We start from the raw sequence: 22,521 nt of genomic DNA on the forward strand, positions 1-22,521 counted from the left end.
TTCTACGGCAAACCATTGTAATCGCCAATCCTTGTTGCGAATTACTGACTTAGCCCTATAGTCAGAGGGGATGTCAGGGCGAAATATTCTCACTTGCGGGGATAAAAGTGACCTGACGCAATATTTGTCTTTTGTTGCTTATTGATAATGTTGTCACAAAAAGTGAGGGTGACTGCATGGATAAACTACTTGAGCGTTTTTTACACTACGTGTCGCTGGACACCCAATCAAAATCGGGCGTGCGGCAGGTACCCAGCACCGAAGGACAGTGGAAATTATTACAACTGCTCAAACAACAGCTCGAAGAGATGGGGCTGGTTAATATTTCACTGAGCGAAAAAGGCACGCTGATGGCAACGTTACCCGCGAACGTTGCTGGCAATATTCCCGCGATCGGCTTTATTTCCCATGTGGATACCTCACCGGATTTCAGCGGTAAAAATGTCAATCCACAAATCGTTGAAAACTATCGCGGTGGCGATATTGCGTTAGGCATTGGTGATGAAGTTTTATCGCCGGTGATGTTCCCGGTGCTGCATCAACTTCTGGGTCAGACGCTGATCACCACAGACGGTAAAACGTTGCTGGGCGCGGATGATAAAGCAGGCGTGGCGGAAATCATGACCGCGCTGGCTGTGCTTATCCAAAAAGATATTCCGCACGGTGATATCCGCGTAGCCTTTACGCCGGACGAAGAAGTGGGTAAAGGGGCGAAGCATTTTGATGTTGCGGCATTCGATGCGCAGTGGGCCTATACCGTTGACGGTGGTGGCGTAGGTGAGCTGGAGTTTGAAAACTTCAACGCCGCGTCGGTCAATATCAAAATTGTTGGCAACAATGTGCATCCCGGCACCGCAAAAGGGGTGATGGTAAATGCGCTGTCGCTGGCGGCGCGTATTCACGCTGAGGTCCCGGCAGATGAAAGCCCGGAGAAGACGGAAGGCTACGAAGGCTTTTATCATCTGGCGAGCATGAAAGGGACGGTCGATCGGGCGGATATGCACTACATTATTCGTGATTTTGACCGTAAGCAGTTTGAAGCGCGTAAACGCAAGATCATGGATATCGCCAAGAAGGTCGGCAAAGGGTTACACCCGGACTGTTATATCGAATTGGTGATTGAAGACAGTTACTACAATATGCGCGAAAAAGTGATTGAGCATCCGCACGTGCTGGATATCGCCCAGCAGGCGATGCGCGATTGTGATATTGAGCCTGTGCTGAAACCGATCCGTGGCGGCACTGACGGCGCACAGCTGTCATTTATGGGATTACCGTGTCCGAATCTGTTCACCGGCGGCTACAACTATCATGGCAAGCATGAGTTTGTAACCCTGGAAGGAATGGAAAAAGCGGTGCAGGTGATTGTGCGTATTGCTGAATTGGCCACGAAACAAAAATAAAGCATGTGTAGTTGCCGGATGGCGCTTTGCTTATCCGGCCTACAATATTTCACTCCAGTAGGCCTGATAAGACGCATAGCGTCGTATCAGGCACAGTCCGCATTACCCTTCGAAGAACCAGTACCCGCTGTTGACCAGCGCGGCAAGCATGGCAAGGAAAGAAGGATCTTCCAGCGCATCCTCAAAGTTCTCAGCCGTCAGCACAATATGACTGGCCAGCGCTTCCAGCGCAGGACGATGCGGCGAATCAATTTTCTCACCGTTAGCGTAGACGTCATCGCCAATGCGCAATACGCGCAACCCGCCCAGACGCACTAACACATCACCTTGTTTCAGGGCATCATAAATTTCGTCTGGCTGATACGGTGGCTCCGGCGGGGCAATATCCAGCTCATGACGAGACTGAGAGATAAATTCGCCAAACCACTGCTGGAAATGTTCTGGCTGATTAATCAGGCCCAGCATCATTTCGCGCAGCTTATCCATCTCCTGCGGCAGAACATCTGCCGGATGATCGCGCGGTGGCAGGTCCGGATCGCTGTAATAGGTGCTGCCCAGTTCGCGTTGTAAAACGTAATCGGCGAACCCGCTGATCAGCTCGCGAGTGTTTGGCGCGCGGAAACCAACCGAATAGTTCATCGCGTTTTCTAACGCATAGCCTTCGTGCGGGAATCCCGGTGGAATGTACAAGATATCGCCGGGTTCCAGCTCTTCATCAATGATGGCTTCGAACGGGTCGACCTGAAGAAGATCCGGGTGAGGGCAGTGCTGCTTCAACTGCAGCTTTTCGCCTACGCGCCAGCGACGACGACCGGTTCCCTGAATGATAAATACATCGTACTGATCCAGGTGCGGGCCAACGCCGCCGCCGGGTACAGAGAAAGAAATCATCAGATCGTCGATACGCCAGTCCGGTAATTCACGGAACGGGCGCATCAGCGCGGCGGTAGGTTCGTGCCAGTGGTTGACCGCCTGCACCAGCAGAGACCAGTTGTTCTCGCCAAGATGGTCGTAACTTTCGAAGGGACCGTGGCTAACCTGCCATTTACCATCCTGATGGCTGACGAGTCGGCTGTCGACTTCGCTTTCCATTGCCAGTCCAGCCAGTTCGTCAGGAGAAAGAGGATCAATAAAGTTATTAAACCCGCGTTTTAAGACCACTGGGCGTTTCTGCCAGTGGCGTTCAAGAAAATCGGGCCAATTAAGTGTGAGTTGGTATTCCATAGTGAGCATCCCGCAGGCTGGTATCTGCAACCGATTATAACGGATACTTAACCTCAAGCGTGAAGTCAGTACATATTTATTACATGCGACGATTACTCGTCTTTCTGGCCCGGCTGCTGGCGACCAAAAATAACTTCCATGCGCGCACCACCCAGCAGGCTATCACCAGCAATAATCTGCCCGTCATACTGTTCGGTGATTTCTCGCGCCACCGCCAGACCGACGCCTTGTCCGGGACGTAGTGTATCTACGCGCTGTCCGCGGTCAAACACCACTTCCCGTTTGCTTTGCGGAATACCAGGACCATCGTCTTCGACCAGAATATGCAGCTGATCCTCAGACAGTTGCGCCGAAATCTCGACAAACTCCAGACAATATTTACAGGCGTTATCCAAGACGTTGCCCAATACCTCGACAAAATCATTCTGTTCGCCCACAAAGCTGATCTCAGGTGAGATATCGAGATTAATGTTGACCCCTTTGCGCTGATATACCTTATTCAGCGCCGAGGTGAGCTTATCCAGCAACGGCGCGACCGGGTGCAGCTCGCGGCTGAGTAGGGCACTGCTGCCACGCATACTGGCGCGATGCAGGTAATAGCCTATCTGTTGGGAAATACGGCTGATTTGTTCCAGCATGATAGGCTCTGCGTCGCTGACGTTCATCTTTTCATTACGCATTGAGCGCAACGTACTTTGCAGTACCGCCAGTGGCGTTTTCAGGCTATGAGTGAGATCGGTTAACGTGGTGCGGTATTTATCGTAGCGCTCACGTTCACTTTTTAAAAGTCGATTGAGATTACGAACCAGGCTGGTCAATTCGCGTGTGGTAGCGGGGTTTAGCATCTCACGATGATGTTCCTCAAGCTCACGGACTTCACGCGCCAGCGACTCAATCGGCCGCAGGCTCCACCAGGCGGCCACCCATAACAGCGGAATGACCAGCAACAGATTGGCGACCAGCACATAAATAAACCAACTCCAGACCATATAAGAGCGCTTCAGCTCTATAGGAATGGTATCGACAACTACAATGGTCAGTTGCGGCATTCTGGCAGTGGCGGGGTAGACGTTCACCGCCACCGAGTGGGTCATTTCGGCGTCGTCATCATCTTCTCTGACCTCTTTTAACTGTTGCTGAGCGGAGTGATCTTCGCCCAGTAAAGTGCTGGTGGCGTCTACATTGGCTTCAATTTCATGAAAACCGTTCGTTTTTAGCCAGTCCGGTTGGATACTTTTCGTCAGCCAGGGAACATTGCGCTGCGCCCACAACAACTCACCGCTTTCGTTATAGATCAGCGACATTGTTGGGCTTTGCATATCGAGATTTTCAGGCAACTCGACGTTTATCTTGCCGTTTTCCCACTTTGCCAGGGTATAAAACAGATTACTTTCACCCCGCAGCAGGCGAAACGTTGTCTTATCAAAGCTGACGCTGTAGCCCACCAGAGCAACCATGCCGTAGGCCAGCGAGAGCACTAATACAACGCCTGCGGTTGCCAGTAAAAAGCGCAACCGTAGCGATAGCGGGAAAAAATGACGCAATAGTTTATTCATTAGCGCAGTTCAAAAAGATATCCCTGACCACGCACGGTGGTGATGACGTCGTCCGGATATTGCGCCTGAATTTTCTTACGCAGACGTCCCATTAGAACATCAATGGTGTGACTTTCGCGCAGCTCGGCATCCGGGTAAAGCTGCAGCATGAGCGAATCTTTACTGACCACTTTGCCATTATTACGGATGAGCGTTTCCATAATGGTGTATTCAAACGCAGTGAGCTTGATAACTTCATCATTGACGGATAACTCGCGTCGAGAGAGGTCCACCTGAAAAGGCGGAAGGGAGATAATTTGCGATGCCAGACCGCTGTTGCGGCGCATCAGTGCCTGCATGCGCGCAGCCACTTCTTCGATGTGAAACGGTTTGGTGACGTAATCGTCAGCACCGGCGCTGAGGACTTCCACTTTATCCTGCCAGCCTTCACGCGCGGTTAATACCAGAATCGGCAGCGAAACCTCATTACTGCGCCAGCGGCGGATCAGCGACAAACCATCTTCATCGGGGAGTCCTAAATCAACGATCGCGATATCCGGCAGATGTTCATTCAGATAATAGTCCGCTTCCTTCGCATCTTCTGCATCATCCACCTGATGCCCTAAATCCTGCAACTGAACCTTGAGGTGGTGGCGTAATAAAGCATTATCCTCGACAACCAGTACGCGCATCATCGTTTCTCCCTAAAATAATGGTATGAATAGTTTAACGCTGATTATGTGGATTGAAAGCAGCGCTATGAAATTAAATAACTTTTCTCATGCTCCCCTGCCCGTGGGGGCGCCCTGGGGGCAGTGCCGTTGGCATCTGATTGTTCAGCATGTTGACCTGATCCTGGTTCATGTCGCCAATCCACTTGGAGTAAACCTCGTACACCATGCGCGCATCTTCATGTCCCATCTGACTCGCTATGAATGACGGGTTCGCTCCGGCCATCAACGTCCAGCATGCGTAGGTATGCCGTGACTGATAAGGATTCCTTTCGCGGATATTTGCAAGTTTAGTGCCTCGCTTCCAGCCATAGGCAATCGAGTTCTTGGAGAAGTAACTGCCTTTTTTTGACGAATATGCTGTTGGTGAAAAAACGAAGCGAAGAGATTGCTGCTCAGTTTTTCCGATCTCCCGATGGTGAAATCGAATTTCTTGCTTCGGATTAGCGCCGGTGACTTCGTATTGTTCCTTCAGTGCATCCAGAGCAGGTTTAAGCAACGTTATCGTCCTTATTCCGGCATCTGTCTTAGGGGGTACAAATACTCGCTTATTCGTCAAACTTCTGGATACGTGGATTTCACCTTTTACCAAATCAATGTCTTCCCATGCCAGGGCGCATATCTCGCCCGGCCTCATCCCCGTATGTACGGCAACAATAATGATTAATGCCTGGCTACGGGGAAGGGCGGCTATCAGTGCCTGGTACTCATGAAGTAAAAGTGGGTCGGGATCATTTTTAGATAACTTGAGTCGCGACACTCCTTCATAAGGAGCATGCAATATAAACTGGCTTCGGTTTGCGAGCTTAAGCATTTCTGATAAAACTGCCATCTGTTTATTGACTGTTGAGGGCGCGCGGCCCTGCCTGGTCAGATTCGGCATTGCCGGGTTAATAATTGTCCCGGTCAATAACTCCTTTCGGTAATGCAAAATATCGGCATGCTCAATATCTACCAGACGGGTATTTTCTCCGACTACACGCAGTAACGTATTTACGACCGAAGTAAGCGATAGCAGTGTTGCACCAGATACCTCTAAGGCTTTGGTGTCTGTAAAAAAATCACTTAGTTCTTTAAACGTGGTAATTTTTTTGGTTGTGATGAACTTCTTAAGCGCTTTGGATTCCGGGAAACGTTCCGCATAGTCGAACTTACCGAGCTGTATTTCACTTGTTATGAGCGCACGAAGATTTCCAGCTTTTTTGATGTTGCTGCTGTTCACCGTCCAGCCGCGAAGGACTTCGCGGCAACGTTTGCCGCGATAGGTAAATGTGATCCGTATTTTTCCATTATGCAGCTCAACGCCGGTTGGAAAGTCCATCATGCATCCTGTACTAATTGGTTAATCTTTGGATAGTTGTACCAAAGCAGACCTTTAGAATTGTCAGTTTCCCCGAGAGCTGTCAGATGTTTGAAATGCACGCCTTCGATCCACAAATTCAACCGATAACTTTTAATTTGTCTTTCCGACAAGCCGGTCTTTTCTGTTAGTCGCGCTTCAACCATCCACTCTTCGCTGAAAATGAGTTGCGACATACATAACTCCGATGCCGCCAGCTACAACAGTACATGCTGTAGCTGGCTGTAAGTGAAAACCTAAAATCAGTTTTTTGTCAGGCGCTGCCAGATTGCAGATACGTATTTGACCTGATGCCGGGCGTCAGAAAGCGCATTGTGCATGCCGCCTTCAAATGGGATGTCGAAGCGCGGGTTGATACCGACAGATTTACCCAGTTCAACCATGGTCCTTACGTCCCTGTCATTCCAGAACGGAACAGCGAAGGGAGTCTCTGTTAATGCATATGCGCGGCGGAGAATGACGTTATCAAACGAGCATCCATTACCCCACAGCTGAACAGTGTGACTACCGTTAGCAGCATTTTCAGCAATGAAGTCAGCCAGTAGTTCAAGGGTTTCACGCAGCCCCATGGCCTCATCAACCAGAATTGCAGAGCGGGCTTCAGATGATTGTTTCAACCACCACTGAATTGTTGACGCATCCGGTTTCATGCCAAACGACATCGATGATTCCAGACTGACAACCTGGTAAAATTCGGCACCAGTGTTACCAGTTGAAGGATCAAAATATACGGCGCCGATAGAGACTATTGGTGCATCAGGACCGCTGCCCATAGTTTCCAAATCAACCATCAGGTGAGTATAAAAAGCGTTCAGGTGATCCGTATCTATATGGTGAACGGGTTCATTATTCAGGGACGCTTGAGGCTCACCAGTTGCATCAGTGCTTTCAACTGGCAAAGCTGCTGCTTCGCCCTGAGGCACATCAGGATTGGCTTTGATTTCGCTGTTGTCAGTTTTTTCCATCTGCACATCGTTGGTGGTTTCCTCGGTATTGGCTTGATGTAATTTTTCTTCGACGGCGCGCTGGCGTACCTGGTCTACGACAGAAAGCGCTGGCGCCGGCTGGTTACCCATCAGGCCATCAATGGAGAAAACACCGTTGCCCATGTTGGCGATTTCTGGTTGCTCGGCTATTGCCTTCTGTTCAGCTGTGGACTTCTCTTTAATCTCGTTTTCCCAGCTTTTTTCTGGTACGTGACCGGCTGCCGCCAGGGTTTCTTCAGTTGGGTGCTGGTGGTCGGTTTCAGTCAGGTTTTTGTTGATGTAACGGCTCAGCAGTTCCGGGAAATGGTGAGTGTTTTCTTCTGCACTACGAATAAGCGCGAAAATAGCTGCGCGGGAATAATCCAGGATGCCAGCGCGTTTGCGCAGGGCGGCGGACCACTCTTTGAACGGACTTTCGTTTTTAGAAATGATCTCTTTTGCACGACGGAAAACGCCACCAGGAATATCGTAGATGTTGAAATCCATTGGAAGTGTGGCCAGCGCAATATCAATGTCCAGAGTATCCAGCGTGTGGACAAGTTGCGGGTTGCGATCGGTCTTATTGCCTCCACCAGCGTTGGTTCCGGAGTCAGTGCGCTGAATCTGCGACACACGATTGCCCTTACACCACTCTTTAACCAGCAGCCCACGGTCAATGTGTTCAGTGTTGAACCAGGCCTTAAAGAACTGAATGACGGTGACCAGTTCAACTCGTTTTCCATCAACCGGAAAAACGGTTTTCAGCGCGCTGACAATCTTCCAGATATCGATCTCTGGCGCTTTCCTGAATGGTTCTACATTCTCGGCGGCAAGCAGCAGGTTCTGCACATAGCTGTTATCCACATCCAGTTCGAGTTCCTGAATAGTTTTCTTCTGCTCAGTATCAATATGGTAAGCATATTCTTCAGAAATAAACTGAGCTAAGAGGCGCTGGCGTAGCGGCAGAGTCGCAACGGTAATAAGCTCTGGCGTTACAGGTGGAGTGTCATGTTCATCACCCGCAACTCGTGCTTTCTTATTATTAACCCACTCCTGAACGATAAGATCCCGCTTTTCTGGTTCTTCAATCCATTCGGTAATAAATTGCTCAAATGAAGCAACGGTATTGACCTGCTCACGGTCAAAAACTTCTTTTATTGCATTTGCCAGCTTCCACTCAACATGAGCAGAAAGCTCTTTCACCGCCGGCACATTCGCAACGGCCAGTAACAGGTTTTGTACATAGAGATCATTTTCGTCCAGTACCATTTGTCCGATCTGGATGTGCTGCGCTTCACTGATTTCCTTCTCTTCAGTGTCATTGACCAGGTGCGCAATCAGTCGCTGAGACAGGCGCAGGCGAGATATGGGGCGGAGCAACGTTGGTGCATCGCTGGTGGGTACATTGGCACTGGTAGTTTCAGGTTTTTGCTGGCAGGAAGTCTCCTGATTCTCATGATCAGGCTTCTGTTTCAGTTGCCACGTTTGCTGATCTTCTGCCAGTTCGTAACGATCGCACCATGTGTCATCAAGTGTGCTTTCCTCAGGAAGATCGTCAACAACAAACCAGTTGGTGCGGACAGGTAATTGATAGTCGGCGCCACGACCGACGGCAATATCGTTGTCTTCGAGAATATTGAGGATTTCGCGTTCTGCACGGGAATCTGATTTCGCAGAGAACCAGCAAAACAGGTTTTTTGCCTCAGTTGCTTTCGCTTTGGCTTTAATAAGATACGCATACGTTAACATTGCGTTCGGGCTCCATTGGATTGTAAGATACCCGGCAACTGATGATCGCCGCCTAAGGTAGTGGTTATTGGTCAAAACTCGTTCCGGAAAGCTTTGGTCGGCTGACCGGGTACTTAACCCGCCTTGCGCGGGTTTTGTGCTTTATGGGGTAGGGGATTTTCCCTGCACCAACTGTGCGACGGGGACCCACTCCAGAGCATTCAGCACGGGCTCAAATGAATCAGGCGTGTGAGTAACGGCGCGAACGACGTCAGCCACGCTGGGGTTTGCTTTGCTAAGGTGGTACCCGCCACCAGCGCCACGCTGGCTGGTGACGATTTCACTTCTGCGCAGCTTCGAGAAAATCTGCTCGAGGTAAGACACAGACAGCTTTGATTCTTTACTGATAGATGCGACGGAAACAGGGCTGCCGTTGTAAATCCTGTTGAGGATGGCAACCACCTGAACAGATGCCACCACACGTTTCATTCCAAATTCCATAGTCACTTCCTTACTGATGCTGGCAACAGCCATTGGTCAAACTCGTTATGAACGAACTGCAGTCTGTTGGTCGGCAGACGGGTCGCCCTTCTGGGCGAGCATGTAGCAAATCAGTCGAATGATTACTTCAATGCGATTTAGATGTACGGCCTGACACCGCACTGGTTTACGCGCAAAATCAATCATTTTGGTTTCCTTGTTTTACCGGTCATTTCTCCATTTCAGGCTCGGTGATAAGCTGGTATTTCCCATCTAGCCAGCAAGGACATAAAACTGGCCGCTCGACCAATAAGTGTTTTTTGGTTCAAGAACCGCGCACAGTATGATTCCTGTAAAGAAGTTCTGACCGATTCGTGGGTATTACCTGATGACTATCGGGACTGGCTCATCCGTTTCAATCAAATGATTGAGCGTTACGAACGTAGCGGTATCCAAGTTATTAAAATAGAGATAGAGCCCAACGAGTTCTCCGTTTGGTGCCTCTCCAATGGCTGTGAAATAAGCACCAAGAGCTGCAACGATTTCGCTGTTTTCCATGGCAGTAGCTATGCGATCCGCGACAGAGAGCTTGATAGGGGATATGACTAAGCAAACCTTGCCTCCAACTTTAGTTATTTCGATCCTCATAATGTTTCCCTCAACATTCTGTCCCTGTGTCCAGTAACAGTGATACAGGGGGTTCTTCATTTAGCCTTATCGCTGGCAAGCGGAACGGTACTGACTGCTGCGCATTAATGTTCGCCATCTCATCCGGTGATTCGTATGCTGCCGGCAGCTACTTCGTGGGCGTCCTGCCTAGATGACGTTTTTCAAACTGTGTTTATATTTAAACTCTAAATGTGTTTGAAAGTCAACACAGCATGTGTTTAAGGTGGCGTGGATGATAACGATATGGGAAAAGGGAAGGTGAAAGGCATAAAAAAACCAGCCAAGTAGGCTGGTTAGATTGTTAAAAATTGTAGTTTAATCGTCAGTTGGCTTTAATCGTCCCCGAAGGTACTTCTCGACATACTCATCAATTTCTTTCAGCCGCAATTGAAAGGTATCGATCATTCTGTCTTGTTCAGACTCCGGCAACTGGTCAAAAAGAGTAATCAACTTACGATGTTTTGGCGTTAACCATGATTCGGCGTGATCATCACCAAACATTAGTTCAGCCGGGCTAATTCCGAGAGCTTTAGATATCGTTATAGCGTCGTCAACGCCCACATTGCGGCGACCCGCTTCATAGTTCCCGATGCGTGACTGAGCCCACCCACATAACTCTGCGAGTTTAGATTGCGACATATTTTTCTGTTCGCGTAGCTGCTTCAGTCTGGCGGCAATTGCAGTGTTTATATTCATTACTGATTTTTACCACGTTACGTGTTAACGCTCAAAGAACGTTTCGTCTTGACTATCTAACACATTGTGTGTTTAATTCAGCTAAACACTAAATGTGAGGACAAGATGAACAACATCGCCAAAGAACGGCAAGCGCTCGGTTTAACTCAAGAGCAATTAGCCAAATTATTCGGGTGGCGTCAGTCAAGGCTCTCAAATTATGAGAACGGAACACGTCAGCCTGGCCTACCGGAATGCAGATTGATTGTGGAGAAGCTTAACGAGTTAGGGCGCACCTGCTCTCTTGATAGTGTATTTCCGCCACAAAGCGAGGTCTGAAAGATGCAATCAGTAGCTTATTCCCATAATAAACCACGAGTAGCCGCTGCGGTGAAATCGCAAAATCAATTTAAACCCCAGCGACGTGACAGTATCCAGCACCGTGCCATATTGGCCGCCGTTCGTGAATGGGAATCGACATTACCAGGACAGGCACAGGAACGGATCGCTCAGCTGGTGGCTGAAGAGTGGGCCAAAGCAGATGGCCGCGGAATCGCTGTTAATAAACAGAATTTATTCCGATATCTGAAAAATGAAGGGGGGTCAGAAAAGTACACGGCTTACGTTATGCAGCTGTCAGACTCAATCATTGCTGCTATGCCAGTTCAGATTGCCAGGAAGCACGGGTTAAGTAATGCGAGCACAGAAGCGGAGCTGGTGGCGAACGCTATCAAAGAGTGCAGTGAGGCACACCATGCGAAATTAATTGGCGCTCCATTACAAAAGCTCGAGAAGGAAATTCGTGAGGCGGCAATCGCATTGTTCAACATGCTACCTGCTGACGCGGCGGGACCACTACTGGCGAGTATAAGCGCCGTAGCGCCGCAATTGTTTTAATCGAGTTTTGACCTATGACCATTATTACTGCAACTCGCGGGGTGAAGTATGCCTAATCCTTTGGCTAAGGCCATGCCTAAGAGTAAGGCTAGTAACGAGCCTTACCGTAAGGTGAAGATCACCATGTGGGATGATCCTAAGTTTCGAGCCTTATCACCACTCCCGCCAAGTGGGCAGAGTCTGTTTATTTACCTGCTTACAGGTCCATTCACAGGGATTATTCCCGGGCTTTATAAGGCGGGAAGGGCGGCTATGGCCGAAGAATTAAACTGGGATGTCGAAGCCTTCGACTTAGCCTTAGGTGAAGCCATAGCGTTAGGTATGGTGGAAGCCGATCTTAAAGCCAGAGTTTTTTGGTTGCCTAATGCGGTGAAACATAATCCGCCAGCATCAGTAAACGTGATCAAATCCTGGGCAAGATCGTTTGAATTACTGCCCGAATGTTCACTGAAAGATAAAGCTTATGAAGCTCTCAAAGTCGCCTGCTACGGGGTTTCTGACGCTATGGGGATGGCTTTTGATAAGGCTTTCGCCTTGCCTAAGGATAAGGCTAAGTCTTTGGCTAAACCTTTGCCATCAGGTATCCAGAAAGCAGTTAGCAGTAAACAGATCTTAAACCCCTCTCTTAACGCGGGCGCGATGAAAAATCCGAATGGGGAGGAACTGCCATCCCCGTCCATGCCCCGGTACCTGGACGGTGTTGATGAACCGATCGGGAAATTCAGCATGGCAGATAGCTGGCTTCCCTCCAGAGACTTCCGACAGCGCGCCGCATCGTGGGGTATCTCCCTGCCTGAACCAGATTACCTTCTGACTGAACTCGCAGAATTCACCGCGTATTGGGAGTCGGAAGGGAAAGTTTTTACTCAAATCCAGTGGGAACAAAAATTTGCCCGACATGTAGCCCGGGTGAGAACGCAGGTAAAACCAGAAACCGGAGGTAACAGTCATGTGGGAGCAGGATCAGAACCAACAGCATCCCGGGCAGTTCAGCAAATTCAGTCAGCACACGCAGAGTGGCGCCGCAGGAATGGACTTGATGGCGACGGAAACAGCCTGGCGACTGTGGCAGGTCATGGGGGAGGTGTATTCGAACCGATGGACCCAGAAGAACGGGGCGGAGCCTTCGCCTATCTGGATAGCCCAGATAGGTTCGATGACTGAACAGCAAATTCGGCTGGTCTGTCAGCAATGCATGGAGCGCTGCGCGATGGGAAATACATGGCCGCCTGACCTGGCTGAGTTTGTTTCTCTGGTTTCAGAGAGTGGTGCGAATCCATTCGGACTGAAATCGGAGCAGGTTATGACGGAATACCGGCGCTGGCGCAATGAGTCATATCGGTATTCAGGAAGCGATAAATATCCATGGCCTCAGCCCGTGCTGTATCACATCTGCATTGAAATGCGGAGAACGGGCGTAGAACGACAAATGACAGAGGGGGAGCTGAAACGACTGGCAGAAAAGTTACTCACGAAGTGGTCGAAGCATGTTGGTAATGGACTAAGTGTCCCACCAATTCGACGTCAACTGGAAGCGCCGCGCCATCCGGCAGGACCAACGCCAGCACAATTACTGATAGATGAATACAGGCGTCGAAAAGCGGCAGGATTAACAAATTGAATAATGAACAATCAGTAAATCTGATATTAAAACCACATAGCCATCATATTCGAATTTTCGAATGTGATGGTTGACGACACTCAACTATTGCAGGAAACTACGGAGAGAATTCAGGAGACTAAAATGGCTGAACTAACTTCTCTACAACTCTTCAAAAACCTTTCCGATGAAACTCGGCTGGGCATCGTATTGCTGCTTAGAGAAATGGGAGAGCTATGCGTGTGCGATCTCTGTACGGCGCTGGATCAGTCGCAGCCCAAGATCTCCCGTCATCTGGCAATGCTCCGGGAAAGTGGATTATTACTGGATCGCAAGCAGGGCAAGTGGGTTCACTACCGCTTATCTCCGCATATTCCGTCATGGGCTGCTCAGGTAATTGAGCAGGCTTGGTTAAGCCAACAGGACGACGTACAGGCCATCGCCCGTAAGCTGGCATCGGCAAACTGCTCTGGTAGCGGTAAGGCTGTTTGCATCTAAAAAATTTGCCTGAACATATATGATTTTTCGAATGTGAGGTATTCAGAATGAAGACGTTAACGGTGTTTGACCCGGCAATGTGCTGCAGTACCGGCGTATGTGGCTCAGATGTCGATCAGGTTCTGGTTGATTTCTCTGCTGATGTGCAGTGGCTGAAAGGACGTGGCGTACAGGTTGAACGTTATAACCTGGCGCAGCAGCCCATGAGCTTTGTTCATAATGAGAAAGCGAAAGTATTCCTCGAAGCATCTGGAGCAGAAGGGCTTCCGCTACTGCTGTTGGACGGTGAAACGGTGATGGCTGGGCGATACCCAAAACGCGCTGAGCTGGCTCGCTGGTTCGGTATTCCGCTGGAGAAGGTAGGGTTAGCTCCCACCAGCTGCTGTGGTGGTAATACTTCCTGTTGCTGAATATGTCAGGAGGACATATGAAATTCTTAGAGAATATCCCGCCTTACCTGTTTTTTACTGGCAAGGGTGGCGTAGGAAAAACGTCCATTTCCTGCGCGACGGCTATCCGCCTTGCCGAACAAGGTAAGCGGGTTTTGCTGGTCAGTACAGATCCAGCCTCCAATGTCGGTCAGGTATTCGACCAGGCTATCGGTAACACCATTCGCTCTGTGACAGCAGTTACTGAACTTTCCGCTCTGGAGATTGACCCTCAGGAAGCCGCGCAACAATACCGCTCCAGAATCGTTGATCCTATCAAAGGTCTTCTGCCTGAAGACGTTGTTAACAGTATCAGCGAGCAGCTTTCAGGAGCCTGTACGACTGAGATTGCGGCGTTTGATGAGTTCACCGGCTTATTGACAGACGCTTCCCTGCTGACCCGCTTCGATCACATCATTTTTGATACAGCGCCGACGGGCCACACGATTCGCCTTCTCCAGCTTCCCGGTGCCTGGAGTAGTTTCATTGAAAGTAATCCGGATGGTGCTTCCTGTCTTGGCCCAATGGCCGGGCTGGAAAAGCAGCGTGAGCAGTATGCTCATGCGGTAGAGGCGTTGTCCGATCCTGAACGTACCCGCCTGGTTCTGGTTGCACGACTGCAAAAATCTACGCTGCAGGAAGTAGCCCGCACCCATGAAGAACTGGCCGCAATTGGCCTGAAAAACCAGTACCTGGTTATTAATGGTGTGCTGCCTAAAGCCGAAGCTGAACATGACGCGCTGGCTGCTGCGATATGGCAACGGGAGCAGGAAGCACTGGCAAATCTTCCTGCTGGTTTATCTGAGCTACCGAGAGATACCTTATTACTCCAGCCAGTAAATATGGTTGGTGTGTCTGCGTTGAAGGGGCTGCTGGATACCCGTTTTGATGCATTACCGCTCCCGGTACCGAACGTCCTGTACACGCCTGAAAACTTATCGCTCTCTGACCTGGTCGATGATATCGCCCGCAGTGAACATGGCCTGATTATGTTGATGGGCAAAGGTGGTGTAGGGAAAACCACGATGGCTGCTGCTATCGCCGTAAGGCTGGCAGACATGGGATATGACGTGCATCTCACCACCTCTGATCCCGCTGCGCACCTGAGTACAACGCTGAACGGCAGCCTCAAAAACCTGCAGGTCAGCCGCATCAACCCTCACGATGAAACCGAACGCTATCGCCAGCATGTTCTTGAGACGAAGGGAAAAGATCTGGACGAAGCAGGGAAACGGCTATTGGAAGAAGATTTACGTTCTCCCTGTACTGAAGAAATTGCCGTGTTCCAGGCTTTTTCCCGAGTGATTCGTGAAGCAGGTAAGCGGTTTGTTGTCATGGATACAGCTCCCACTGGGCACACGCTGTTGTTGCTGGATGCTACCGGGGCTTACCACCGAGAGATTGCCAAAAAAATGGGGGAGAAAGGTCATTTTACTACCCCAATGATGCAGCTTCAGGACCCGGAACGAACCAAAGTTCTGCTGGTCACTCTGCCTGAAACCACACCGGTACTGGAAGCGGCAAGCCTACAGGCTGACCTTGAAAGAGCGGGGATTCATCCATGGGGCTGGATTATCAATAACAGCCTTTCCATCGCGGATACGCGTTCTCCGTTGCTTTGCCAGCGCGCTCAGCAGGAACAGCCTCAGATTGAGGCTGTTAAGAATCAGCACGCTGACCATATAGCGCTCGTTCCGGTACTGGCTTCTGAGCCAACAGGTATTGAAAAACTCAGAGAGTTGGCGAGTTAATTTTTTGTTTATACAGGGCGGCAGATCCGCCCTGTCAGGAGGGTGTATGTTACTGGCAGGCGCTATTTTTGTCCTGACCATTGTCTTGGTTATCTGTCAACCGAAAGGATTAGGGATCGGCTGGAGTGCAACGCTGGGCGCGGGCCTGGCTTTGATTTCTGGCGTTGTGCATATAGGCGATATTCCGGTGGTGTGGAATATCGTCTGGAACGCGACAGCGACCTTTATTGCGGTGATTATCATCAGCCTGCTGCTCGATGAATCAGGCTTTTTCGAATGGGCGGCATTGCATGTTTCACGCTGGGGTAACGGTCGTGGCCGTTTGCTCTTTACCTATATCGTCCTGCTCGGCGCAGCGGTGGCGGCACTGTTTGCCAACGATGGTGCGGCACTTATTTTGACACCAATCGTTATTGCTATGCTGCTGGCATTAGGATTCAGCAAAGGTACCACGCTGGCATTCGTCATGGCAGCCGGGTTTATTGCCGATACTGCCAGCCTGCCGCTTATCGTGTCGAACCTGGTGAATATTGTTTCGGCGGACTTCTTTGGTCTGGGATTCACCGAATATGCATCGGTGATGGTACCGGTCGATATCGCCGCCATTATTGCCACACTAATTATGCTGCATCTGTTTTTCCGCAAGGACATCCCGCCAACTTACGATCTGGCCCTCCTAAAGAAACCAACAGAGGCAATAAAAGATACGGCTACATTCCGCACTGGCTGGATAGTTCTGATTCTCCTGCTTGTTGGTTTCTTCGTCCTCGAGCCGCTCGGTATTCCCGTTAGTGCGATTGCAGCGGTTGGGGCGATAATTCTGTTTGCAGTGGCGAAACGAGGCCATGCCATTAACACTGGTAAAGTGCTACATGGTGCACCCTGGCAGATCGTCATCTTCTCATTGGGGATGTACCTGGTAGTTTACGGTCTGCGCAACGCAGGGCTAACCGAATATCTTTCAGGTGTTCTGAACGTGCTGGCTGATAAAGGACTCTGGGCCGCGACGCTGGGTACTGGCTTCCTGACGGCTTTCCTGTCTTCCATCATGAACAACATGCCTACCGTGCTGGTTGGCGCTCTTTCTATTGATGGCAGTACCGCAACCGGCGTCATCAAAGAGGCGATGATTTATGCCAACGTGATTGGCTGCGATCTGGGGCCGAAAATCACACCTATTGGTAGCCTGGCAACGCTGCTCTGGCTACATGTACTTTCACAGAAGAATATGACCATCACGTGGGGATACTATTTCCGCACCGGGATTATCATGACTCTGCCTGTGCTGTTTGTAACGCTGGCAGCGCTGGCGCTACGTCTCTCTTTCACTTTGTAATGAGATACTGATATGAGCAACATCACCATTTATCACAATCCTGCCTGCGGCACGTCGCGTAACACGCTTGAGATGATCCGCAACAGCGGTAATGAGCCGACCGTTATTCTTTACCTTGAGACTCCACCTTCACGCGATGAGCTGGTCAAACTCATTGCTGATATGGGCATTTCCGTCCGGGCGTTACTACGTAAGAACGTCGAGCCATATGAGGAACTGGGTCTTGCCGAAGATAAATTTACTGACGACCAGTTAATTAACTTTATGTTGCAGCATCCGATCCTGATTAATCGCCCCATCGTTGTAACACCGCTGGGAACCAAACTGTGCCGTCCTTCTGAAGTTGTTCTGGATATCCTTCCTGATGCTCAGAAAGGGGCTTTCGCCAAGGAAGATGGCGAGAAAGTCGTTGATGATGCAGGCAAAAAATTGAAATAAGCGACAGGAGAGCCGCCTGTTATTTAGGCGGCTCCTTTATCAAATAAAAACAATGGATTGCCTCGATTTAAATCTTTGGACTGTTGATGCAACATTCTTCGCGTAGAAAATCAATAATCGACTCTAACTTGTCATATTGAGAAACGCAGATTAAGGAGCGGCTTTCGCGATTTTGTTTGACCAGACCTACGGAAACAAGAGCGGATATATGATGACTCAGTGTTGAAGATGGAATCGCAAGTTGTTTTTGTAGATCACCTACAGGTAAACCTTGTTCACCGGCTTTAACAAGGTGTTTGAAAATAAACAAACGTGTTGGATGTCCTAATTCTTTCATAGCTTTAGCTACTTCTTCTAGTTGCATGGTACCTTCCTCATCTATTGATATTTCGATAATACCAGAAATATGTTGATCTAACCTCAATAATTCGATTATTCTAGAAATATGGTTTATAGGGGGGTTCATGAATAGCTGGATTTCTATGTTTACTAACGCGGCAGAGATGTTCTTGTTTCTTGCTGTCGAGTTGTCTGCGCTTTTTTTTCTGATTAGTGCGGGTGTTAGCCTTATCAGGCAAAAAATTCCGGACCAAAAGATTCAAAGAATGTTAGGGGCGAGAAAGGGGAGAGGTTACATACTTGCATCGCTGTTAGGAGCTGTAACACCGTTTTGCAGCTGCTCTACAATTCCCATGTTACGCGGACTGTTATCAGCAAAAGCAGGCTTCGGTCCAACACTTACATTCTTGTTTGTTTCACCTCTGCTTAACCCGATAATCATTGGTCTGATGTGGGTTACTTTTGGTTGGAAAGTTACCCTGCTATACGCTGTTATAGCTGCAACAGTTTCCGTACTGGCAAGTATTTTGTTAGATGTGCTTGGTTTTGACCGACATATTGTCGAAACATCAAAACCGCTGGCTAGCTGTTGTGGTGTTAGCAGTGGAAAAACTCCTGAAACTAAACTACAGAGTGTTTCAGCTTGCTGTTCTGTATCAAATCAACAGGACATAGGGGCTAATAGTTGTTCTAAACCACAAGAAACGTTTAAGAGTTTCTCAGCATTTCGGGGCACAAATTGTGAATTGAGCTGCGAGACGGGCCAAACAAATAAACAATTCTTCCCGAAAAGTGTAGTAAGAGAGCCTGGTGCGATACGACTGGCATTTCAGGATGCCTGGACTCAATTTAAAGATGTATTACCTTATCTGATGTTAGGTATTGTTATAGGGTCGTTTATCTACGGTTTTATACCTGCAGAGTGGATTGCTGCTCATGCTGGGAATGATAATCCGTTTGCGATTCCACTAAGTGCAATTATTGGAATACCGTTGTATATACGTGCTGAGGCAGTAATTCCGTTGGCATCAGTCTTGATGGATAAAGGCATGGGAACGGGAGCAGTAATGGCTCTGATTATTGGTAGCGCAGGAGCTAGTCTGACGGAAGTAATACTGCTTAAATCAATGTTCAAAACACCCTTGATTGCTGCATTTCTGACCGTTATTTTGGGCATGGCGATTATTATGGGATACCTGACACAGTTGTTATTTTGATTGGGTATGTTAGACAGAACCTGAAAAAGTTGCAGGGGGAGACGAGCATATGAAAGTTGCGCAATCAATCCCAATCAAAGCAGTTATCCAAATTTAAGGACGTTGATATCTCAATACTTACAATGGTGTCAAAACAACAAGTCCTCATTGGATTGAACCCGCTTCGGCGGGTTTTTTTTGCATCTCATTTATAGGCTAAGGTTAACAATTTGTGCTCTTAAGTCATTGATCATTTCAATGTATCGGTGTACTGTACAAATATACAGTATATGCAGTGGAGGCTAATATGAAAGTTGAACTCACCATTGATCGTACTAAAGAACTTCCAAAGGGAGCAGTGCCGGCGCTGGAGAAAGAGTTACTTAAAAGGTTGAGTAATCAGTATGAGAACTGCAGCCTGAGCATACGTCGTACAGGCTCTGATGGCTTAAGTGTTCTTGGTGGTGACAAGGAAGATAAAAAGAAAATAGAGACTATCCTCCAGGAAACCTGGGAAAGTGCTGACGACTGGTTTTATTAATTATTTTGGGTGTTACTTTTATCCCGTTTGCATGGGGGAGTTTAAGTGAAAGAAAAATTAGGATTGCCCAAAAAAGGCTACGCAGTCATCAGATGTCACGATGGAGTCATCGTTGCCAGGCTGCAATCATTTCCTGAGTGTGAGCGCGCCCTGATGTACCGTCGCGGTAGCATGGTGTCTTTCATGCCTCTTCAGGATAATGAAATTATTGGTACACCTACGTTGTTTACCCAGATGCTGGAAAGGGCTGGTTATCGCGTTACCCAAAAATCTGTTACACTCCCGTCATAGGCCTGAACAACCTATACCTGCTGCGCCACAGGAGAAAAGCCCCATGGCGCAAGATCAATTCAAGCAATCCCTCATACTGACGTTAACCAACGCCAGCGATTTTCTTTTTGCCGCATCCAGAGGTGCGTTATGAAGAAAAGCTGGTTTCAACATACACAACTCACCACTGAGCAGGCTGACGAACTGGAAGCCAGCTATAAAGCAAAGCAGATTAAGACCGAGCGTAGTCTGGATAATGACTTTATTCACTGGACGATCAGCGCGTTCTTGCCGGAAGCATCTAAGCCTCCTCGCCAGGACAGAACCTGGCAACAGCGGATCTGGAGGTGAATGTGAAAGTCTACGATATCACCCCAATGGGCAAGCCCCGAATGACGCGCGCTGACAAATGGAAAAAGCGTCCTGAGGTTCTGCGTTACCGGGCTTTCTGTGATGAAGTTCGTCTGCAGGGTGTTGAGCTGCCGGAAAGCGGTTCGCATGTCACCTTCATGCTTCCGATGCCAGCGAGCTGGAGCAAAAAGAAACGGGCTGAGTTAAACGGTAAACCACACCAGGCTAAACCCGATTTCGACAACATGATGAAAGCGCTGATGGATGCCATTTACGAAGATGACGCTCACATCTGGGATTCACGCGTCACTAAATTATGGGGAGAGAAGGGACAAATAATTATCGGGGAGATAGCAGAATGAGGGCGCTGCTGAAGCCGGTGGTTGCGCGTGAGCTTGGAATTGTGCTGCTCAAACCGGGCAGTGAGCTGATGTCATTATTCAGTTGTGAACGTGTGCTGGTGGAAAGCCAGCCGGCAAGCATGGAAAGGTTGCCTGCTGGCCGTGTTCCTGACGTTCGCCAGCCACTTGCCAGTGACGACTCCCTGAAGCCGTTCTTCCTGGATGAAAAAGTTATTAAGGCTGCTGGTGATTTGAGTGGCCTTGATTACTGGCTTCTGCGTTATGGCGGTAGCTGCTGCCAGTGGCCACACAGCGATTACCATTATCACGAGCTAACCACTCTGCGTCATGAACCTGGATCGGTTCTCCTGTGTGGACATTGTGATAACCATTTGCGTGACCACTACAGCGAACAACTTTCAGAGCTGGCGAGACGTAATGTTGTTAACTGGATTATTAACAGCATCATGGTGGCGCTGAATATGGATTCTTCCAGAGAGTTGTCGCTAGCGGAGCTTTGCTGGTGGGCTGTTCGTATGGGGATTACCGACGTAATTCCCGAATCAGTAGCCAGCCGGGCGCTCCGTATTCCTTCGGAAGAACATCAGTCAGTCATGCGTGAATGCGATATCAAACCGGGTGTAACCGCCACCAGCATCATTACAGCTAAAGCCAGCACAATACCCGTGAACTTGCCACCAGCGCAGGTACCTGCGGTTAAGCCCATAGTTGGTGTTCTGGTCGATCCTGAGTCCCCGCAAACCTATATGAAACGTCCAAAGCGGGTCCGCTGGACGGCCCCCAGGTATCTGGAATGGATTAAAACACAACCCTGCGAATGCTGCGGTAAACCATCAGATGACCCACACCATTTAATTGGCTGGGGGCAGGGAGGAATGGCAACAAAGGCGCATGATATTTTTGCGATCCCCCTGTGCCGCCAGTGCCATACAGAACTACATAACGACCCGGTGAAGTTTGAGCAAAAAAATGTTCCTCAGCCGGTAATGATAATCAGAGTGCTGGATCGGGCTTATGGGCTCGGCGTTCTGGCGTAAGGAGATGAACAGGATGACACCACGTCAACGCCGCAATCATTTTGAAGCACTTGGTAAAGCCGCATCAGCGCCGCGTAAAAGCTGGCTGGGTAAATGTATCCTTCTTACGGGGATCCAGTCCGGATGGATTAAATCCTTGCTCACTACCTGGGGGGAAGGGGTGGGAGGAAAAACAGCACCACGTATGCCGCGAGGACACGCGTGCTGGAATGTGCTTAAGGGACGGAACTGGTCAGATAAGGCGTTAGAACGCTTCACCGCAGCGTTGAACCAGGCTCGTGAAGAGGGATTCCGTGGACAGCAGGCGATGAACAGGGCACATAGCATTCTCTGGCCACAGTCAACTGCCAGTGTGATTGATGAAGCTCTGCATAATGATGATGTCGATTTTGTTGAACAATGCGTATTGCAGGCGCTGGATATAAACGATCCGGTTTATGTTGTTGGTCTTCAGTATTACACCACCCGAAAAAAAATATCAGACATAACCCGGGAGCTGCAGGCGATTGCGCCATGGTTAACCGACGGGGAGGCGAGAAAGCGTGTGCGATGGTGCCTGGAAATATTCAGAGCAAAAACATTCCTTGCGGTTCGTAACCAGATGAGAGCTGGGTTAGAGGATGGTTAGTCATACCAAAAGAGGAGCTGACCGGGAGACTAATGAGTCTGTAATTCGAAACAAAAACCCCGGTCAGTAGCCGGGGGAA

The 22,521-nt window shown here is 49.2% G+C and carries 27 protein-coding genes and 1 pseudogene; 17 read left to right on the forward strand and 11 right to left on the reverse strand.

Annotated elements, in window-relative coordinates; translation table 11 throughout:
• Positions 1-176: 176 nt before the first annotated feature.
• Positions 177-1,403: a peptidase T gene (gene pepT, locus OGY33_RS19425; protein ID WP_191238610.1), complete on the forward strand. Its 1,227-nt coding sequence runs from the start codon at positions 177-179 to the stop codon at positions 1,401-1,403.
• A 102-nt stretch (positions 1,404-1,505) separates the two neighbouring features.
• On the opposite strand, the gene roxA is transcribed toward pepT, so the two are convergent.
• From roxA to OGY33_RS19475, 10 genes and pseudogenes are all read right to left on the reverse strand, one after another.
• The gene (roxA, locus tag OGY33_RS19430; RefSeq protein ID WP_003030786.1) at positions 1,506-2,627 is read right to left on the reverse strand and encodes a [50S ribosomal protein L16]-arginine 3-hydroxylase; all 1,122 of its coding nucleotides are present in this window, start codon (positions 2,625-2,627) and stop codon (positions 1,506-1,508) included.
• Positions 2,628-2,719: 92 nt separating this feature from the next.
• Complete coding sequence (gene phoQ, locus OGY33_RS19435) at positions 2,720-4,183, reverse strand: two-component system sensor histidine kinase PhoQ (protein ID WP_008784442.1); 1,464 nt, start codon at positions 4,181-4,183, stop codon at positions 2,720-2,722.
• A complete protein-coding gene (gene phoP, locus OGY33_RS19440) occupies positions 4,183-4,854 on the reverse strand; it encodes a two-component system response regulator PhoP (protein WP_003846709.1) in 672 nt (223 codons plus the stop codon). The genes phoQ and phoP overlap by 1 nt, the downstream gene beginning before the upstream one ends.
• A gap of 73 nt (positions 4,855-4,927) precedes the next feature.
• Positions 4,928-6,214, reverse strand: coding sequence for a site-specific integrase (locus OGY33_RS19445; protein ID WP_044700610.1), 1,287 nt, complete (start codon positions 6,212-6,214; stop codon positions 4,928-4,930).
• Complete coding sequence (gene xisR, locus OGY33_RS19450) at positions 6,214-6,429, reverse strand: excisionase family protein (RefSeq protein ID WP_032943036.1); 216 nt, start codon at positions 6,427-6,429, stop codon at positions 6,214-6,216. The genes OGY33_RS19445 and xisR overlap by 1 nt, the downstream gene beginning before the upstream one ends.
• A gap of 66 nt (positions 6,430-6,495) precedes the next feature.
• Complete coding sequence (locus OGY33_RS19455; RefSeq protein ID WP_103014564.1) at positions 6,496-8,967, reverse strand: 3'-5' exonuclease; 2,472 nt, start codon at positions 8,965-8,967, stop codon at positions 6,496-6,498.
• 141 nt (positions 8,968-9,108) lie between these two features.
• Positions 9,109-9,447 (reverse strand): RrF2 family transcriptional regulator, encoded by a 339-nt coding sequence (locus OGY33_RS19460; RefSeq protein WP_224776500.1) that lies wholly within the window; start codon positions 9,445-9,447, stop codon positions 9,109-9,111.
• 45 nt (positions 9,448-9,492) lie between these two features.
• Positions 9,493-9,636: pseudogene (locus tag OGY33_RS19465) on the reverse strand (hypothetical protein); the annotation flags it as partial.
• Positions 9,637-9,807: 171 nt separating this feature from the next.
• The gene (locus OGY33_RS19470) at positions 9,808-10,074 is read right to left on the reverse strand and encodes a hypothetical protein (RefSeq protein WP_044700608.1); all 267 of its coding nucleotides are present in this window, start codon (positions 10,072-10,074) and stop codon (positions 9,808-9,810) included.
• A gap of 336 nt (positions 10,075-10,410) precedes the next feature.
• Positions 10,411-10,791 (reverse strand): helix-turn-helix domain-containing protein, encoded by a 381-nt coding sequence (locus OGY33_RS19475; RefSeq protein WP_003832307.1) that lies wholly within the window; start codon positions 10,789-10,791, stop codon positions 10,411-10,413.
• A gap of 105 nt (positions 10,792-10,896) precedes the next feature.
• Between OGY33_RS19475 and OGY33_RS19480 the strand changes: the two genes are divergently transcribed.
• From OGY33_RS19480 to arsC, 9 genes are all read left to right on the forward strand, one after another.
• Positions 10,897-11,109 carry a helix-turn-helix domain-containing protein gene (locus OGY33_RS19480; protein ID WP_003832309.1) on the forward strand — a complete coding sequence of 71 codons (213 nt, stop codon included), beginning with the start codon at positions 10,897-10,899 and terminating at the stop codon, positions 11,107-11,109.
• A gap of 3 nt (positions 11,110-11,112) precedes the next feature.
• Complete coding sequence (locus tag OGY33_RS19485; protein WP_044700607.1) at positions 11,113-11,667, forward strand: toxin YdaT family protein; 555 nt, start codon at positions 11,113-11,115, stop codon at positions 11,665-11,667.
• Positions 11,668-11,919: 252 nt separating this feature from the next.
• Positions 11,920-12,831: a DnaT-like ssDNA-binding domain-containing protein gene (locus OGY33_RS19490; protein ID WP_044700638.1), complete on the forward strand. Its 912-nt coding sequence runs from the start codon at positions 11,920-11,922 to the stop codon at positions 12,829-12,831.
• Positions 12,743-13,288 (forward strand): replication protein P, encoded by a 546-nt coding sequence (locus OGY33_RS19495; RefSeq protein ID WP_122984015.1) that lies wholly within the window; start codon positions 12,743-12,745, stop codon positions 13,286-13,288. Before OGY33_RS19490 ends, OGY33_RS19495 begins: the two co-directional genes overlap by 89 nt.
• 123 nt (positions 13,289-13,411) lie before the next feature.
• Positions 13,412-13,765: an As(III)-sensing metalloregulatory transcriptional repressor ArsR gene (arsR, locus tag OGY33_RS19500; protein WP_044700602.1), complete on the forward strand. Its 354-nt coding sequence runs from the start codon at positions 13,412-13,414 to the stop codon at positions 13,763-13,765.
• A 47-nt stretch (positions 13,766-13,812) separates the two neighbouring features.
• Positions 13,813-14,175, forward strand: coding sequence for an arsenite efflux transporter metallochaperone ArsD (arsD, locus tag OGY33_RS19505; RefSeq protein ID WP_038641374.1), 363 nt, complete (start codon positions 13,813-13,815; stop codon positions 14,173-14,175).
• A 17-nt stretch (positions 14,176-14,192) separates the two neighbouring features.
• The gene (arsA, locus tag OGY33_RS19510) at positions 14,193-15,944 is read left to right on the forward strand and encodes an arsenite efflux transporter ATPase subunit ArsA (protein ID WP_044700601.1); all 1,752 of its coding nucleotides are present in this window, start codon (positions 14,193-14,195) and stop codon (positions 15,942-15,944) included.
• A 46-nt stretch (positions 15,945-15,990) separates the two neighbouring features.
• Positions 15,991-17,280, forward strand: coding sequence for an arsenite efflux transporter membrane subunit ArsB (gene arsB, locus OGY33_RS19515; protein WP_038641369.1), 1,290 nt, complete (start codon positions 15,991-15,993; stop codon positions 17,278-17,280).
• Between the two features lie 12 nt (positions 17,281-17,292).
• Positions 17,293-17,718, forward strand: a complete 426-nt coding sequence (gene arsC, locus OGY33_RS19520; RefSeq protein ID WP_038641366.1) for a glutaredoxin-dependent arsenate reductase — start codon at positions 17,293-17,295, stop codon at positions 17,716-17,718.
• Between the two features lie 67 nt (positions 17,719-17,785).
• On the opposite strand, the gene OGY33_RS19525 is transcribed toward arsC, so the two are convergent.
• Entirely contained in the window at positions 17,786-18,082 is a 297-nt protein-coding gene (locus tag OGY33_RS19525) for an ArsR/SmtB family transcription factor (RefSeq protein ID WP_038641364.1), read from the reverse strand.
• 100 nt (positions 18,083-18,182) lie between these two features.
• Between OGY33_RS19525 and OGY33_RS19530 the strand changes: the two genes are divergently transcribed.
• The 7 genes from OGY33_RS19530 (at position 18,183) to OGY33_RS19560 (ending at position 22,442) form a co-directional block, all read left to right on the forward strand.
• Positions 18,183-19,274, forward strand: coding sequence for a permease (locus OGY33_RS19530; RefSeq protein ID WP_044700597.1), 1,092 nt, complete (start codon positions 18,183-18,185; stop codon positions 19,272-19,274).
• A 286-nt stretch (positions 19,275-19,560) separates the two neighbouring features.
• Positions 19,561-19,794 carry a DinI-like family protein gene (locus tag OGY33_RS19535; protein WP_103014565.1) on the forward strand — a complete coding sequence of 78 codons (234 nt, stop codon included), beginning with the start codon at positions 19,561-19,563 and terminating at the stop codon, positions 19,792-19,794.
• A 45-nt stretch (positions 19,795-19,839) separates the two neighbouring features.
• A complete protein-coding gene (locus OGY33_RS19540) occupies positions 19,840-20,085 on the forward strand; it encodes a hypothetical protein (protein ID WP_071681812.1) in 246 nt (81 codons plus the stop codon).
• A gap of 129 nt (positions 20,086-20,214) precedes the next feature.
• On the forward strand, positions 20,215-20,415 hold the full coding sequence (locus tag OGY33_RS19545) for a hypothetical protein (protein WP_044700593.1): 201 nt from the start codon (positions 20,215-20,217) through the stop codon (positions 20,413-20,415).
• 2 nt (positions 20,416-20,417) lie between these two features.
• Positions 20,418-20,777 carry a RusA family crossover junction endodeoxyribonuclease gene (locus OGY33_RS19550; RefSeq protein WP_044700591.1) on the forward strand — a complete coding sequence of 120 codons (360 nt, stop codon included), beginning with the start codon at positions 20,418-20,420 and terminating at the stop codon, positions 20,775-20,777.
• Complete coding sequence (locus tag OGY33_RS19555) at positions 20,774-21,814, forward strand: DUF968 domain-containing protein (protein ID WP_046670521.1); 1,041 nt, start codon at positions 20,774-20,776, stop codon at positions 21,812-21,814. The genes OGY33_RS19550 and OGY33_RS19555 overlap by 4 nt, the downstream gene beginning before the upstream one ends.
• A 13-nt stretch (positions 21,815-21,827) precedes the next feature.
• Entirely contained in the window at positions 21,828-22,442 is a 615-nt protein-coding gene (locus tag OGY33_RS19560; RefSeq protein WP_044700635.1) for a hypothetical protein, read from the forward strand.
• Positions 22,443-22,521: the final 79 nt, after the last annotated feature.

It is taken from the genome of Citrobacter sp. Cpo032 (genome assembly GCF_030332975.1).
Classification (GTDB): Bacteria; Pseudomonadota; Gammaproteobacteria; order Enterobacterales; family Enterobacteriaceae; genus Citrobacter; species Citrobacter portucalensis.